At 68.1% G+C, this 16,726-nt stretch carries 9 protein-coding genes; all 9 read left to right on the top strand.

Going from position 1 to position 16,726, the window contains the following annotated elements; all coding sequences use genetic code 11:
- Positions 1-393: 393 nt before the first annotated feature.
- The 9 genes from ABZ382_RS14045 to ABZ382_RS14005 all read left to right on the top strand — a co-directional run bounded on the left by ABZ382_RS14045 (position 394) and on the right by ABZ382_RS14005 (position 16,691).
- Positions 394-1,353: an alpha/beta hydrolase family protein gene (locus tag ABZ382_RS14045; RefSeq protein WP_357088179.1), complete on the top strand. Its 960-nt coding sequence runs from the start codon at positions 394-396 to the stop codon at positions 1,351-1,353.
- Positions 1,354-1,440: 87 nt separating this feature from the next.
- Entirely contained in the window at positions 1,441-2,451 is a 1,011-nt protein-coding gene (locus tag ABZ382_RS14040; RefSeq protein WP_357088177.1) for an alpha/beta hydrolase family protein, read from the top strand.
- A gap of 127 nt (positions 2,452-2,578) precedes the next feature.
- Complete coding sequence (locus ABZ382_RS14035; protein WP_357088174.1) at positions 2,579-3,604, top strand: alpha/beta hydrolase family protein; 1,026 nt, start codon at positions 2,579-2,581, stop codon at positions 3,602-3,604.
- A gap of 155 nt (positions 3,605-3,759) precedes the next feature.
- Positions 3,760-5,871, top strand: coding sequence for an alpha/beta hydrolase-fold protein (locus ABZ382_RS14030; RefSeq protein WP_357088171.1), 2,112 nt, complete (start codon positions 3,760-3,762; stop codon positions 5,869-5,871).
- A gap of 133 nt (positions 5,872-6,004) precedes the next feature.
- Positions 6,005-6,520 carry a DUF732 domain-containing protein gene (locus ABZ382_RS14025; RefSeq protein ID WP_357088169.1) on the top strand — a complete coding sequence of 172 codons (516 nt, stop codon included), beginning with the start codon at positions 6,005-6,007 and terminating at the stop codon, positions 6,518-6,520.
- A complete protein-coding gene (locus ABZ382_RS14020; RefSeq protein WP_357088166.1) occupies positions 6,517-7,500 on the top strand; it encodes a cutinase family protein in 984 nt (327 codons plus the stop codon). Before ABZ382_RS14025 ends, ABZ382_RS14020 begins: the two co-directional genes overlap by 4 nt.
- Before the next feature lie 415 nt (positions 7,501-7,915).
- Positions 7,916-9,838: a long-chain-fatty-acid--AMP ligase FadD32 gene (fadD32, locus tag ABZ382_RS14015; RefSeq protein ID WP_357088163.1), complete on the top strand. Its 1,923-nt coding sequence runs from the start codon at positions 7,916-7,918 to the stop codon at positions 9,836-9,838.
- Positions 9,839-10,051: 213 nt separating this feature from the next.
- Complete coding sequence (gene pks13 / locus ABZ382_RS14010) at positions 10,052-15,094, top strand: polyketide synthase Pks13 (RefSeq protein WP_357088770.1); 5,043 nt, start codon at positions 10,052-10,054, stop codon at positions 15,092-15,094.
- 52 nt (positions 15,095-15,146) lie between these two features.
- Complete coding sequence (locus ABZ382_RS14005; RefSeq protein WP_357088161.1) at positions 15,147-16,691, top strand: acyl-CoA carboxylase subunit beta; 1,545 nt, start codon at positions 15,147-15,149, stop codon at positions 16,689-16,691.
- The last annotated feature ends 35 nt before the right edge of the window (positions 16,692-16,726 follow it).

Genomic DNA, 16,726 nt, shown 5'->3' with positions numbered 1-16,726 from the left:
ATAGGAATGGCGAATAGGCGGGTGAGTGACACAAGTCACTGGTGCTGAATCGCTGTTTGTGCATAGGCGAAATGCGAGTTCGTGTACGCGTCGGATGCGGTTCCCGTCAGTGTCGCGACACTCGCGAGTCGGCGTGTTTCTCATTGTGCCGAAAGATCATTCGGTCCTGTTGCCGAGAGTGGGCTCCGTGACATATTGTCACGCGGAACCAATCTGATGAGGTTGTCGGGGATCTCGCTGTCCGGTGATGTCGCGGCCGATGTCGGCTGCACTCATGGGGCGGGTTGGCCGTCAGCAGCGAAGTAGCCGGAGTAAAAGAAAGCAGGATTCATGAGGTTCGGCAGGAACGGGGGGAGTACTGCGGCGCGTCCGACACGCGGTGCGGGTACATGGATGAGGCGGACGCTGGTCGCATCGGTCGCCGCTCTCGCACTGCCGGTGGTGGTGGGCGGCGCTCCGGCGCAGGCCCTGCCCGCTCATGGCATCACCCACCGGATGAACCCGGGCGCCGCCGAGGACCTGATGGTCCCCTCGAGCATGGGCCCGATCAAGGTCCAGGTCCAGTGGGCCCGCAACGGCGGCAACGGCGCGATCTACATGCTCGACGGCATGGCCGCGCGCGACGACCGCAACGCGTGGAGCTTCGAGACCAACGCCATGCAGCAGTTCTCGAACGACGACGTCACCCTGGTGATGCCGGTCGGTGGTCAGTCCAGCTTCTACACCGACTGGCTGGCCCCGAGTAACACCAACGGTCAGAAGTTCACCTATAAGTGGGAGACCTTCCTGACCAAGGAGCTGCCCGCCTTCCTCGAGGGCTACGGCGTCTCCCGCACCAACAACGCGGTCGTCGGTCTGTCGATGAGCGGTGGCGCCGCGCTCGCGCTGGCCGCCTTCCACCGTGACCAGTTCAAGTACGCCGCCTCGTACTCCGGCGCGCTGAACGTCTCCGCCCCCGGTATGCGGGAGGCCCTGCGCGTGGCCGTCCTGCGCTGGGGCGCCTACAACATCGACTCGATGGCGCCGCCGTGGAGCCCGCAGTGGCTGCGCATGGACCCGTTCGTGTTCGCCCCGCAGCTGCGTGGTCTGCCGATGCACATCTCGGCCGGTGGCGCGCTGCCCGGTGAGTTCGACCGGCCGTCCAATGTCGGCGCGGTGTTCGACACCGGTGTCGGTATGGGCATCGAGGCGGTCTGCCTGCTCAACACCCGCTCGTTCCAGGCCCGCCTGGCGCAGCTGGGCATCCCGGCGGAGTTCGACTTCCCGTCGACCGGCACCCACTCCTGGAAGTACTGGGAGGCCGAACTGTGGAAGTCCCGCATCGGCATGCTGCAGGCGCTGCACGCGATCTGATCTTCCGATAGCCCGAATGCCGGTCACCCCCTGGGGTGACCGGCATTCGTCGTTTCCTGGACGGGTTCGAAAGCTAATGTGGCACAGGTGGTATCGCGACGACGGCGCTCGTGCCGGATCAGGGGGACGGTCGCCATCGCGGCGGCCGTCGCGATAGTGCTCACCGGCGCTCCGGCTGCGGCGGATCCCGCGCCCGCCGCGGCGCCCGTCATCAGTCAGGTCACCCCGCTGGGTGCGAGACGTGTTGCGCTGTGGGTGGATTCGCCCGCCATGCGCGGCCGGGTGCAGGTGCAGCTGCTGCTGCCGCGCGATTGGGACGCGCGGCCCGCCGCCAAGTTCCCGGTGCTGTTCCTGCTGGACGGGACGCGGGCCAGTGATCAGGAGAGCGGATGGACGAAAGAGGCTGGGGCACAGTCGTTCTACGCCGACAAGAACGTGGTGGTCGCCCTGCCCGTCGGTGGTGCGGCGAGCTACTACACCGACTGGAGACAGGCTTCGGAGGGCAAGACCAATCGGTGGGAAACGTTCCTCACCAAGGAATTACCGCCGCTGCTCGAACGCGACTGGCGCACCACCGATGTGCGCGGCATCGCGGGACTGTCGATGGGTGGTGCGGCCGCCATGACGCTGGCCGCGCGGAACAAGGGCTTCGCGCGGTTCGCGGCCTCGTTCTCCGGTCTGCTCACGGCCACGACTATCGGTATGCCGCAGGCGATCCAGCTCGCGCAGCGGGCGGCGGGGGAGAACAACGCCGACTTCATGTGGGGTCCGCCGGGCGCCGCGGAGTGGTCCGCCCACGATCCCTACGAATTGGCCGAACGGCTCAAGGGCGTCAGCCTCTACATCTCCAGCGGCAGTGGGTCCGGGGGTGTGCGGGGTGGTGCGACGATCCCCGGAGTGAGTACCGACTGGTCCGGTACGGCGCTGGAAATCCTGGCGCGCATGTCATCCCGGCAATTCGCCGCGAAACTCGACAAATTGAGCATTCCGGTCTCGGTGAACTACCGGGCGGCCGGCACGCACGCCTGGCCGTACTGGGATTTCGAGATGCGACAGGCCTGGCCGCAGGCCGCGGCCGCGCTCGGTGTGGAGCAGTGATCGAAACACGCGCCTGCTGAACGGGATACCCGCCGGTTACCTCTGAGCCGTCTGTAGAGTGCACCGTTGTCCGTGACTCCCGTCACGTCGGTGTGGTTCCCCCCTGCGGTTCAGGAGATCGATCTCTATGGCAGTACAGGGCGCTTCGTCATGCCCACAGCACGGTTCGGTTCGGCTCACCACGCGCGCTCGCGTCCGAAGGTTCTGGCGGCGCGCCCTGGTCACGGCCCTGTCGGTGGCCGCGGTCCCGGCGTTGGCCGGGCCCGCGGCCGCCATGCCCACGCACCCGGTGCATCGCACCCCCGAGGGCGGATTCGAGGAGCTGTACGTCCCCTCGAGCATGGGCCCGATCAAGGTTCAGGTGCAGTGGGCGCGGCACGGCGGCAACGCCGCGCTGTACCTGCTCGACGGGCTGCGTGCCCGAAATGACTTCAATGCCTGGACTTTCGAGACGGATGCCTTGAAACAGTTCGCCGAGGACAACGTCACCCTGGTGATGCCGGTCGGCGGCCAGTCCAGCTTCTACACGGACTGGCGCGCGCCCTCCTCGACCAACGGTCAGAAGCTCACCTACAAGTGGGAGACCTTCCTGACCGAGGAGCTGCCGGCGTTCCTCGAGGGCTACGGCGTCTCCCGCACCAACAACGCGGTGGCCGGACTGTCCATGGGCGGCTCGGCGGCGCTGGCGCTGGCCGCCTACCACCGCGACCAGTTCAAACACGCGTCCTCGTTCTCGGGCTACCTCAATATCTCCGCGCCCGGGATGCGGGAGGCGATCCGGATCGCCATGCTCGACGCGGGCCGCTTCAATGTGGATTCGATGGCCTGGCCGTGGAGCCCGCAGTGGCTGCGCATGGACCCGTTCGTCTTCGCGCCGCAGCTGCGCAATCTGCCGATGTACATCTCGGCCTCGTGGGGCGTACTCGGCCCGCACGACAATCCGGACTCGGCGAACGGAATGTTCAACACCGTGAATGCCGTTGCGCTGGAGACCTTGTCGATGGTGAACACCATGTCGTTCATCGGCCGCATGGAACAGCTGGGCATCGACGCGCACTACAACCTGCCGGCTCAGGGCACCCACTCCTGGGGCTACTGGCAGGACCAGTTGGCCGAAGCCCGGCCCGACATCCTGGCCGCGCTGGGGGCTTGACGCCCGGTCCCGGACCGGCAACTGAGTGTTTGCTGCGGAACGGCAGATTTGCGTGTGTCCTACCGGGACTCACAAGGTTCCGGAGGTACAACACTAATGTGGCTGGAGTTGTCCGTGGGATCAGAACAGGGCGCATGCGCAGGATGGCATGCGCCATGGCAGCGGTATTTCCGCTGACAGCGGGCACTTTCTTAGTGCCGGGGGCGGCGAGCGCCGCCCCCGAGGCCCCGGCTCCGGCGGCCTCGGTCCAGAAGATGAACTGGCTGAACGACCATCGGGTCGATGTGTGGGTGAACTCCCCCGCGACCGGGTCCCCCCTACAGATTCAGCTTTTGCTGCCGCGTGACTGGAACACCAAGCCGGACGCCAAATTCCCGGTCGTCTACATGCTCGACGGCCTGCGCGCGACCGACGACGAGAACGGCTGGACCAAGGACGCGGGCGCGGCCGGCTTCTACGCCGACAAGAACGCCCTGGTGGTGCTGCCCGTCGGCGGCCAGTCCAGCTTCTACGCCGACTGGCTGGCCCCCGACAACGGCCACAACTACCAGTGGGAGACCTTCCTGGTGAAGGAACTCCCGCCGCTGCTGGAGAGCCAGTTCCGGGCCACCGATGTGCGTGCGGTGGAGGGCCTCTCGATGGGCGGCACCGCCGCCATGATGCTGGCCGCGCGCAATCCGGGCTGGGTCCGCTCGGCCTCCTCCTACTCCGGGTTCCTCACCCTGACCTCGCTGGGCATGCCGCAGGCGGTCAACTTCGCCATGCACGACGCGGGCGGTTTCGACTCGTCGAAGATGTTCGGTCCGCCCACCAGCGCCGCCTGGAAGGAACACGACCCCTACGAGCAGGCCGAGAAGCTCAAGGGCACCGCGCTGTACGTCTCCAGCGGCAACGGCGTCGCCGGCGCCACCGACCCGCTGTCCGACATTCCCGGCATCAGCACCAACTACGCGGGCCTCGGGCTCGAAGTGCTGTCGCGGCTGAGCACCCAGAATTTCGTGGCCAAACTCAACAAGCTGAACATTCCGGTCTCGGTGAACTACCGCGCCTCCGGCACCCACACCTGGCCGTACTGGGATTTCGAGATGCGTCAGGCCTGGCCGCAGACCGCGGCCGCGCTCGGCGTGGACTCCACCCCGCCCAACTGCAGGACCGGTGGCGCGATCGCCCCGGTGGTGCAGGGAAACAACTGGCTCGGCGACTGCCTCACCGGCGAGTACCCGACGACCGGCGGCGTCGGCCAGGACTTCCGCGGCGGCCGGGTGATGTTCTCGCAGGGCACGGGCGCGCAGCCGGTCGCGGGCGCGATCGGCGGCAGCTACGCCGGCCTCAGCGGCGCCGCCGGCGCTCTCGGGTTCCCGACCGGCGGCGAGGGCGGACTGCCCGACGGCCGCGGCCGGGTGCAGCACTTCCAGAACGGATCCATCTACTGGACCCCGCAGACCGGGGCCCAGGCGGTGCGCGGCGCGATCCTCGACGAATGGGCCCGGCAGGGCTTCGAGCACGGCCCGGCGGGCTACCCGAACGGGCAGGAGGCGCGCACGCCCCAGAAGGACGGCGTGGTCCAGAGTTTCGAGAACGGACCGATGTACTTCACCGCCAAGACCGGCGCGCATCTGGTGCAGGGCCTGATCCTGGGCAAGTACTCCCAGCTCGGCTTCGAGAGCGGCCCTTACGGTTTCCCGTCCAGCGGGGAACAGGGGCTGCGCGACTTCGGCCGCTACAGCGCCTTCGAGGGCGGCAATATCTACTGGAGCCCGCTCTCGGGCGCCTGGGGCGTGCGCACCGGCCAGATCATGGACGCCTGGGGTGCAACCGGATTCGAGAACGGACCGCTCGGCTTCCCGATCTCCGACGAGGGCCAGACCCCGGGTGGTCTGCAGCAGACCTTCCAGGGCGGCACCATCACCATCCACGACGGCCGCGCCGTCGCGGCCACCCTCGACGGGCGGCCGATCGCCATCCCCGGCAGCGAGGCGCCCAAGCCCGACCCGGCTCCGGGGGCGGCTCCGGCAGCCACCCCGGCTCCCGCGAACGCTCCGGCTTCGGCCCCGGCCGAGGTTCCCGTCCCGGCGGCAGCCGCTCCCGCCCCCGCGGCACCCGCCCCCGCTCCGGCGGCCGCCGCACCAGCCCCTGCCCCGGCCGCGGTCCCCGCTGCGGTCCCGGCTCCGGCGGCGGCTCCGGTCCCGGCCCCGGAGCCCACTCCGGCCGAGCCGCCGTCCCCGGCACCCATCCCCGCACTGGGCCCTGAAGTCCGTCCCAACTGAGACTTTTCCGACGAACAGGCCCTAATCGGCCCTAAGAAACGGATGAGGGTCCGTTGTGGTTCGGGCTCCGCGTCCGGGTTGCGGCTAGCCTGGGGGCGACCTTTGCCCTTGGACAGAAATAGGAAGCGAATAGATGCACGGAACCCGTGGAAAGGTATTCGGCGTGGTGGCCGCCCTCGCCGCCGCCGGCCTGCTCGCCGCGTGCGGTAGCAACGACTCGACCGCCAAGAGCACTCCCACGCTGAGCGCCACCAAGACCACGGCCGCCGCCTCCGGCGCCGCCACGCCGTCGGCCGATCAGCAGGCCCCCTCGGCCGCGCCCGACGGCGGGACGACCGAGCGCCCGGAGCCGATCCCGAGCCAGTTCCTGACCACGCCGCCCGGTTCCCCGGCGCTGACGGACAAGGAGAAGGGCTTCCTCGAGGAGCTGAAGAAGGCCGGCATCACCCCGGGTTCCTCGGACATCGCCATCACCGCGGCGAATCTGGTCTGCCAGGGCAAGGCGGAGAACGCGCCGCAGGACCAGATCATCACGTACGTGACCGCCATCGCCGGTTCCGACCCGGCCTTCGATCCGGCCAAGATGTCGGTCGAGCAGGCGGGTAAGACCTACTACGACGTCGCCATGAAGAGCTACTGCAACAAGTGACGACACGACGCCGAAACGGACAACGCCGGACCCGGCCCGTAGGCTGCCTGCTCCTCGCCATCGCCGCGATCGTGATCGTGGTCGTGGTGGCGCTGCTGCTGTGGTACCTGCTGGCCGGCCGGCTGCGGCTGCCCGGCCCCAAGCCGCCGGGACCCACCCGTCCGAGTTCGCAGCCGGCCGCCTGCCCGGATGTGCTGCTGCTGTCCATTCCGGGCACCTGGGAGTCGAACGCCACCGACGACCCCTACAACCCGACCGCGAACCCGGCGTCGCTGATGTTGAACATCTCCAACCCGATTCGGGCCAAGTTCCCGAACGAACGGCTCGAGGTCTACACCGTTCCCTACGTCGCCCAGTTCTCGAATCCGGTCGCCCTTCCGCCGGACGGGCAGGCGTCGTACAACAACAGCCGGTCCGAAGGCGCCAAGCGGGCCTCGGAGAAGCTGGCCAAGACCCACGCCGACTGCCCGCTCACCACCTTCGTCCTGGCGGGCTTCTCGCAGGGCGCGGTGATCGCGGGTGATGTGGCCGCGCAGATCGGCGCGGGCAAGGGCCCGGTGCCCGAGGACCTGGTGCTGGGTGTGACCACCATCGCCGACGGCCGCCGCGATATCGGCGACCCGGGCGAGGCCACGGCCATCGGACCGTCCCCGGCGGGCGTCGGCGCGGAGGTCGCGCTGCGGGGGCTGAACGTGCCGGGCATCACCATGACCGGACCGCGCGGCGGCTTCGGCAAGCTGTCCGACCGGGCCTTCACCATCTGCGCCGCAGGCGATTTGATCTGTGATTCGCCCCGGCAGGCGCTCAACCCCGGAAACATCCTCGGCAGCCTGAACATCCTGGTCAAAGCCGCGGGCAACCCGGTTCACAGCCTGTACAACGGCTACCAGGTGGACGACAGCGGGACCACCGCCACCCAGTGGACGGTGAACTGGGCCTCCGGTCTCATCGAAAACGCCCCGCACCCAGCGCATACGTGAGTGAATGGTGACCCCCACCGACCAACCCCCCAGTTTGGGGGTCACCCGGTAAAGTGCTCCGGGTTGCGACACTGCCGAGACCCGGTGGGTGCGGCAACTCACATCCCTGTCCTAGTTGTGTCCTATCCGGGGCGCTCCCCACCCATTTGGAGGCATTCGCGCCGGTGAAGCCATAGTCCAGTGGTGTGAGCTGGGAGATGTTCGGCCGCTCCGAAGCATGGCCGGATCGCTCCTCTGTAACATGTCCCTGGCTCGAGAACATCTAGCCAATAGACGGTCACCGCGCAGACCGCAACGAAATTCTGCAGGTTGGCTCTCTCATGGAGCTCCCGCGGGCGAACACAGTCGGGGCCTCACAGGTAACAGCGGCAAAGCAGCCGTTCCATGCCGCGTGTGCCTCGGAGGAGAAGAAGGAATGGACGAGACTTTCGACGATTACCTCGACGAAACGGGGAACATCACGATTCCCGAGGGACGTACCCTCGTCGACTACGTCGAGATGCACACTGCGGGCAATGACGCGAACGACCTTGCCTACCGCTACATCGACTACTCACGCGAGCGCGACGGTGAGTACCAGGACCTCACTTGGAGCCAGTTCGGCACCCGGCTGCGCGCGGTGGCCGCCCGACTGCAGCAGGTGACCAAGCGGGGCGATCGGGTCGCGATCCTGGCCCCGCAGGGCCTGGATTACGTCATCTCCTTCTTCGCGGCGATCTACGCGGGCACCATCTCGGTGCCGCTGTTCGATCCGGACGAGCCGGGCCACACCGACCGGCTGCACGCCGTGCTCGGCGACTGCACGCCGTCGGCGATCCTCACCGCGAGCTCCTCCGCCGCCGGTGTGCGGCAGTTCTTCCGCGCGCTGCCCGCGGCCCAGCGCCCGCGCATCATCGCGGTCGACGCCATCCCCGATAGTGTCGGTGAGTCCTGGATCCGCCCCGACATCCGCGTGGACGACATCGCCTACCTGCAGTACACCTCCGGCTCCACCCGCGTGCCGGCCGGTGTCGAGATCACCCACCGCGGTGTCGGCACCAATGTGCTGCAGATGGTGAACGCGCTTGATCTGAACGAGAACTCGCGCGGTGTGACCTGGCTGCCGCTCTACCACGACATGGGTCTGCTGACGGTGATCCTGCCCGCCGTGGGCGGCAAGTACATCACCATCATGTCCCCGGCCTCCTTCGTGCGCCGCCCCTCGCGCTGGATCAACGAGCTGGCCGCGGTCTCCGACGGCGCCGGAACCTTCGCCGCCGCACCGAACTTCGCGTTCGAGCACGCCGCCGTGCGTGGCCTGCCCAAGGCGGGCGAGTCGCTGGACCTGTCCAACGTGCTCGGCCTGATCAACGGCTCCGAGCCGGTGACCACCACCTCGATGAAGAAGTTCAACGAGGCGTTCGCCCCGTACGGCCTGCCCAAGACCGCCATCAAGCCCTGCTACGGCATGGCCGAGGCCACCCTGTTCGTGTCGGCCACCCGGCACGAGGACGAGGCCAAGGTCATCTACGTGGACCGCACCGAGCTCAACGCCGGTCGCGTGGTGAAGGTCGAGCAGGGCACCGAGAACTCCATCGCCCAGGTCTCTTGTGGTTACGTCTCGCTGTCGCAGTGGGGCGCCATCGTGGACCCGGAGACCGTCGACGATCCCGAGGGCGCTCGCGAGCTCCCCGAGGGTCAGGTCGGCGAGATCTGGTTGCACGGCAACAACATCGGCATCGGCTACTGGGGCCGCGCCGAGGAGACCCAGAAGACCTTCCGGAACCGCCTCACCAACCGCCTGCCCGAGGGCAGCAACGCCGGCGACGTCCCGCTGGACGGCAACTGGCTGCGCACCGGTGACTACGGCGTCTACGTGGACGGCGAGCTGTACATCACCGGCCGGGTCAAGGACCTGGTCATCGTGGACGGCCGCAACCACTACCCGCAGGACCTCGAGTACTCCGCGGAGGAGGCCTCGACCATGCTGCGCGCCGGTTTCATCGCCGCCTTCGCGGTACCGGCCAACCAGCTGCCCGCCGAGGTCTTCGCGCAGGACAGCCACTCCGGTCTGAGCTACGACGCCGACGATGCCAGCGAACAGCTGGTGATCGTGGCCGAGCGCGGCCCGGGTGCGGGCAAGGCCGATCCGGGTCCGATCGCGGACGCGGTCCGCGCGGCCATCTCCTCCCGGCACGGTGTCACCGCGCGTGACATCCTCCTCGTGCCCGCCGGGTCGATCCCGCGCACGTCCAGCGGCAAGATCGCGCGTCGTGCCTGCAAGGCGGAGTACATGGGCGGGACGCTGCGGGGTGGTTACAAGCAGCAGGCTTTCCCCGATGCACCAGATGAGGAGTGAGACGACAGTCTCATAATTGGATGGCGCGAGCCGATCAGGTTCGCGCCATTCATGCATGAAAACCCCGGTTCTCATGCACGAAAACACCGCCGCGCACCGTAAGCAGACAGGTAGCTTGAGGAACTGATGGCTGAGAACGAGGGCACGGACCCCACCCAGACGACCGGCGACGCGTCGACCCCGGATGCCGCGAAGAAACCCGCGGTGGCCGACATGTCGGTGCAGGATCTGCGGGAGTGGTTGCGCCGCTGGGTTGCCGACGCGACCGGGAACCCGATCGAGAACATCACGGTGGACCGGCCGCTGGAGGAATTCGGCCTGTCGTCCAGGGATGCCCTCGCGCTCGGTGGTGATATCGAGGAGCTCACCGGAGTCGTGCTGAACGCGACCATCGTGTTCCAGCACCCGACGATCGGTTCGCTGGCCGAGCGAATCATCAACGGTGAGCCCGATATTCCGGCCGAGACGGCCGACGACTCGTTCTATACCCGTGGGCTCCAGCCGGGCGAGGCGCACGACGTCGCCATCGTCGGTCTGTCCACCCGCCTCCCGGGCGCTGGCGATACCCCCGAATCCACCTGGGACTTCCTGATCAACCGCGGCGACGCGATCCGCGACCTACCCGAGGGCCGCTGGTCGGAGTTCCTCGACGACCCGCGCGTGGTGGAACAGATCGCCAAGTCGACCGTCAAGGGCGGTTACCTCGATCAGTCCGTCATCAAGAGCTTCGACGCCGAGTTCTTCGCCATCTCGCCCGTCGAGGTAGAGCGCATGGACCCGCAGCAGCGGATGGCGCTGGAGCTGACCTGGGAAGCCTTGGAGCACGCCAGGATTCCCGCGAACACCCTCAAGGGCGAGCAGGTCGGTGTCTTCATCGGTTCCTCCAGCAATGAGTTCATGCTCATCGCCGGCATGGGAATCGGGAACACCGATCCGGGCACCCCGATGTCCGCCGAGGCCTACGGCATCATGGGCAGCGTTTCGGCCATCATCCCGAACCGCGTCTCCTACTTCTTCGACTTCCGCGGCCCGTCGGTGGCCGTCGACACCGCCTGCTCCTCGTCGCTGGTCGCGATTCACCAGGGCGTGCGCGCGCTGCGCGGCGGCGAGGCCGATGTGGCGTTGGCCGGTGGCGTGAACGTGCTGCTGTCGCCCGCCCCGTCGCTCGCCTTCGACGCCAATGGCGGCGTGGCCAAGGACGGTCACATCAAGGCGTTCTCGTCGGACGCCGACGGCATGATCCGCTCCGAGGGCGGCGGCCTGCTGGTGCTCAAGCGCCTCGCCGACGCCGAGCGTGACGGCGACACCATCTACGCGGTCATCAAGGGCTCCGCCGTCAACAGCGACGGCCGCTCCAACGGCCTGCTGGCCCCGAACCCGGACGCGCAGGCCGACGTGCTGCGCACCGCCTACCGCGATGCGGGCATCCCGCCGTCGCAGGTGGACTACATCGAGGCCCACGGCACCGGTACCCCGATCGGCGACCCGATCGAGGCGGACGCGCTGGCCCGGGTCGTCGGCCGCGGCCGCGAGGCCGACAAGCCCGCGCTGCTGGGGTCGGCCAAGACCAACTTCGGTCACCTGGAGTCCGGCGCGGGCGCCGCGAGCCTCGCCAAGGTGATCATGTCGTTGCAGCACAACGTCATTCCGCCGCACCTGAACTACGCCGGTCCGAGCCCGTTCATCCCGTGGGACCAGGCGAATCTGAAGATCGTCGAGCAGCCGACCGAATTCCCGCGCTACAGCGGCAAGGCGACCATCGGCATCAACGGCTTCGGTTTCGGTGGCACCAACGCGCACGTGGTCGTCCAGGAGTACGTCCCGGCCGCCACCGCGCCCGAGGCGCCCGCGGCCGCCGATCTCGGCAACGAGACCACCGATGTGGTCGCCGAGGCCGAGGCCATCACCGAGGTCGTCGCGCCGGAACCCGAGTGGGGCAACCGCGAAGAGCCGATGCCGCTGATCCTGCCGGTGTCGGGCTACCTGCCCTCGCGCCGCAAGCGGGCCGCCAAGGATCTGGCCGAGTGGCTGGAATCCGAAGCCGGGCAGGCCACTCCGCTCGAGGATGTGGCCCGGGCGCTGGCCAAGCGCAACCACGGCCGCTCGCGCGGTGTGGTCGTCGCCAAGACGCACGAGGAAGCCATCGCGGGCCTGCGGTCGATCGCCGAGGGCAAGCCGGGCACCAATGTCTACACCGCCGATTCCCCCGCCGCGCGTGGTGCGCTGTGGGTGATGGCCGGTTTCGGTGCGCAGCACCGGAAGATGGGCAAGCAGCTCTACCAGGAGAATTCGATCTTCCGCAAGGCCGTCGACCAGGTCGACGAGCTGGTGATGGACGAGGCCGGCTACTCGGTCCGCGAGATGATCCTGGACGACGAGCAGGACTGGGACATCGGCACCGGCCAGGTCGGTACCTTCACCATCCAGGTGGGTCTGGCCTCGGTGCTGCGGGCGCACGGCGCCGAGCCGGAGGGCGTGGTCGGCCACTCGCAGGGCGAGGTTGCGGGAGCGTACATTTCGGGCGGTCTGCCGCTCGAGGACGCGGTCCGCGTGATCTGCGCCCGCTCCCGCCTGATGGCCGAGGGCGAGGCCATGCTGACCGATGACCAGGTCCGCAACATGGCGCTGCTGGAGTACTCCGCCGAGGAGATCGCCAAGCTCGTCGAGACCGAGTTCCCCGACATCGAGGTCGCGGTCTACGCCGCGCCGAACAACACCGTGATCGGCGGCATGCCGGACCAGGTGCACGCGATCGTGGCGCGCGCCGAGGCCGAGGGCAAGTTCGCGCGCGTGCTGCAGACCCGCGGCGCGGGCCACACCTCGCAGATGGACATGCTGCTGGGCGAACTCGCCGCCGAGCTGGCCGGTATCGAGCCCACCAAGCTCAAGCGCGACCTCTACTCCACCGTCCACGCGGCGGCCGTCTACCGCGGCGGCAACGCGCCCGTGCATGACGTGGACTACTGGGTCATGAACATGCGCGGCTCGGTGTATTTCACCAACGCCATCCGCCAGGCCGTGGACAACGGCATCACCACCTACCTGGAGCTGGCCCCGAACTCGGTGGCGCTCATGCAGGTGCTGGGCACCACGTTCGCGGCGGGCGTGCACAACGCCGCGCTGATCCCGACCCTCAAGCGCAAGGAGGACGAGGCCGCGGGCGTCGTCTCCGCGCTGGCGCAGCTGTACGTGCAGGGCCACAAGGTGGACCTGCCCTCGCTGCTGCCCGCCGGTCCGTACGCGCCGGTGCCGCGCACCGCCTTCCTGCGTAAGGAGTACTGGCCCAAGGTGACCGGCGGCTTCGGCGGCGCGGGCAATGCCCGGGTGCCGGGCGCGCACGTGGCGCTGCCGGACGGCCGCCACGTGTGGGAGGTGCAGGCGCAGGCCGTCACCGACCTGTCGGCGCTGGTGAATGCCGCTGCCGCGCAGGTGCTCTCGGATGTCACCGTCGGCGCGTCGCTGGCGCACGAGGCGATTCCGGCCGCGGGCACCCTGACCACCACGCTCACCCCGCATCCGGGCGGCGCGTCGGTGTCGGTGCACGCCAAGCAGGGCAATGCCTTCCGTCCGCTGTTCGACGCCGTCGTCACCTCCGGTGCTCCGCTGCCGGAATCGGCCGTCGCGCAGCAGCCGGTCGCGGCTGTCGCCGCAGCTCCGGTCGCGGAGGTCGAGGTCGCCGCGGCCGCCGGTGAGCGCTGGGATCCGAATGGCACCCAGACCATCGAGGCGCGTCTGGGCATCATCGTGGCCGAGTCCATGGGCTACGCGGTCGAGGACCTGCCCATGGAGATCCCGCTCATGGAGCTGGGTCTGGACTCGCTGATGGCGATGCGCATCAAGAACCGCGTCGAGTACGAGTTCGACATCCCGCAGCTGCAGATCCAGGCGGTGCGCGACGCCAGCCTGCTCGAGGTCGGCAAGGTGCTGCGCTACGCCATCGAGCACCGCGAGCAGCTCGAGGACATCGCCGCCCGTCAGGCGGCCGGTGAGGACATCGCCGTCGACGCCGACTTCGTCTCCGCCGCCAGGGCCGCCATGGCCGCGGGCACGGATCCGGCCGCGCTGCTGCCGAAGGCCGAGACCACCTCGCCGGTGGCCGAGGCCGAAGCGATCGTCGCGGAACCTGTTGTCGCCGATCACGAGGCGTCCGCGCCGATCGCCGAGACCGACGCCGACAACGTGCCCCCGCGCAATGGCGAGGAGCGGCTCGCCTTCGCGACCTGGGCGCTGGTGACCGGCAAGACCGCGGGCGGCATCTTCAACCCGCTGCCCGCGATCGACGACGACACCCTGGCGAAGCTGGTGGCGCGCCTGTCGGAGCGGGTCAAGGCCGAGGTCGACCCGGAGCTGGTGAAGGCGTGCAAGACCGTCGAGGACCTGTCCCGCGTGGTCGTCGAATACCAGGGCAAGAGCTCGGATCTGGACGGCTTCGTGCGCACGCTGCGCGCGAAGGAAGCCGGTTCGGACGCGGTGCCGGTCTTCGTGTTCCACGCCTCGGGCGGTAACACGCTGGTGTACGAGCCGCTGCTCAACCGGCTCCCGGCCGGTACCCCGATGTTCGGTCTGGAGCGCGTCGAGGGCACCATCGAAGAGCGTGCGCGCCAGTACATTCCGGAGATCCGCAAGAAGCAGCCGGAGGGCCCGTACATCTTCTACGGCTGGTCGCTGGGCGCGGTGTTCGCGTTGAAGGTCGCCGAGATCATGCGGGCCGAGGGCGCGGACGTGCGCGAGGTCGGCCTGATCGATCTGGCGCTGCCGGTCGAGCCGTTCGACGATTCCGCCGCGGAGCGGGTGGAGCGGATTCGCCGCTACCAGACCTTCGCGCAGAAGAACTACGGCTTCCTGGGTGAGCTCGATCAGGAACAGCTCGAGGAGCTGGCCGCCGCGTCCGACGCGGAGCAGATCGAGATCATCATGGAGCTGCTGAAGTTCGCCGGAGTCGACATTCCGGGCGGCGTGATCGAGCACCAGCGCACCTCGTGGATCGACAGCAAGGAATTGGAGAAGGTCGAGCCGACCGAGTACGACGGCCACGTGACCCTGTACCTGGCCGATCGCTACCACGATGGAATGATCGAGCTGGAGCCGCGTTTCGCCGACCGCCGGCCGAACGGCGGCTGGGCCGAGCACATTCCGCATCTGGAGATCATTCACATTCCGGGCGATCACATCCAGATCATCGACGAGCCGCGAATCTCCACCATCGGTGCCGATCTCGCCAAGAAACTTGCGGAGATCGACACCACCGGGAAATAGCACCACCGCGACACGGGTTCTGCGAAAGTAGGTTTTTGCCGAAAGGAGTCCAGTGAGCACCACCGCCGATAAACTCGCCGACCTTCGAAGCAAGCTCGACATCGCGAGGGAACCGGCGGGGGAGGCAGGCATCGCCAAGCGGGCGCGGAAGTCCATTCCGTCCGCCCGCGAACGCATCGACATGCTGCTGGACTCCGGAACCTTCGTGGAAATCGGTGCGCTGGTGCGCAATCCGGGCGACAAGAAGGCGCTCTACGGTGATGGCGTGGTCACCGGGCACGGCCTGGTGGACGGCCGCCCGGTGGCGGTCTTCTCGCACGACCAGACCGTGTACGGCGGTTCGGTCGGCGAGATGTTCGGCCGCAAGGTCGCGGGCATCATGGAATTCGCGGCCAAGGTGGGCTGCCCGGTGGTCGGCATCAACGACTCCGGCGGCGCCCGCGTGCAGGAGGCGGTGACCTCGCTGGCCTGGTACGCCGAGCTGGGCAGACGTCAGGAACCGTTGTCCGGCTTGGTGCCCCAGATCTCGATGATCCTGGGCAGCTGCGCGGGCGGCGCGGTGTACGCGCCGATCAATACCGACGTCGTGGTCGCCACCGAAGAGGCGTACATGTTCGTCACCGGTCCCAAGGTGATTCGCGAGGTCACCGGCGAGGATGTCAGTCTCGAGGAGCTGGGCGGCGCGAATTCCCAAGCGCAGTACGGCAATATCCACCACGTGGCCCGGGACGAGAAGGCCGCGTTCGAGTGGGTGCGCGACTACCTGGGCTACCTGCCCTCCAGCTGTCAGGAGCTGCCGCCGGTGGTGAATCCCGGTCTGGAGCCGGAGATCACGGAGTCGGATCGGGAGCTCGAGGCCATCGTGCCCGACGCCGACAACGCCGGCTACGACATGCACGAGATCCTGCTCCGCATCTTCGACGACGGCGACTTCCACGAGTTCGGTGAATCCGCGGGCCGCAATGTGATCTGCGGTTTCGCGCGGGTGGACGGGTGCAGTGTGGGCGTGGTCGCCAATCAGCCCATGGTCTACGCGGGCGCGCTCGACGCCCGGGCCTCGGACAAGGCCGCACACTTCGTGCGACTCTGCGACGCCTTCGAGATTCCGCTGGTCTTCGTGGTGGATACGCCGGGCTTCCTACCCGGTGTGGAGCAGGAGAAGATCGGCGTCATCAAGCGGGGTGGCCGGTTCATCTTCTCGTTCGTGGAGGCGACTGTTCCGAAGGTGACCGTGGTGATCCGCAAGTCCTACGGCGGCGGTTACGCGGTGATGGGTTCCAAGCAGCTGGGCGCGGATGTGAATCTGGCCTGGCCGACGGCGCGGATCGCGGTCATGGGTGCGGAGAGCGCGGTGTCGCTGATCGGGGCGAAGTCCTTGGAGGCGGCGCCGGAGGATCAGCGTGCCGAGATGCGCAAGCAGATGATCGATTTCTACAACGCGACGGTGGCGACGCCGTGGGTGGCGGCCGAGCGCGGCTATATCGACGCGGTCATCGAGCCGTCGAGTACTCGCCTGGAAATCCGGCGGGCGCTGCACTTGCTCAAGGACAAGAGAATTCCTCGCAACCCGCGCAAGCATCACCTGCTTCCGTTGTAGATTCCGAAACCATTGCGGGTCGCTCCCGGGTATGA

This window comes from Nocardia sp. NPDC005825 (assembly GCF_040630175.1).
Taxonomy (GTDB): domain Bacteria; phylum Actinomycetota; class Actinomycetes; order Mycobacteriales; family Mycobacteriaceae; genus Nocardia.
Note: the sequence above shows the minus strand (reverse complement) of the source record. Positions and strands in the feature narration are given on the sequence as shown.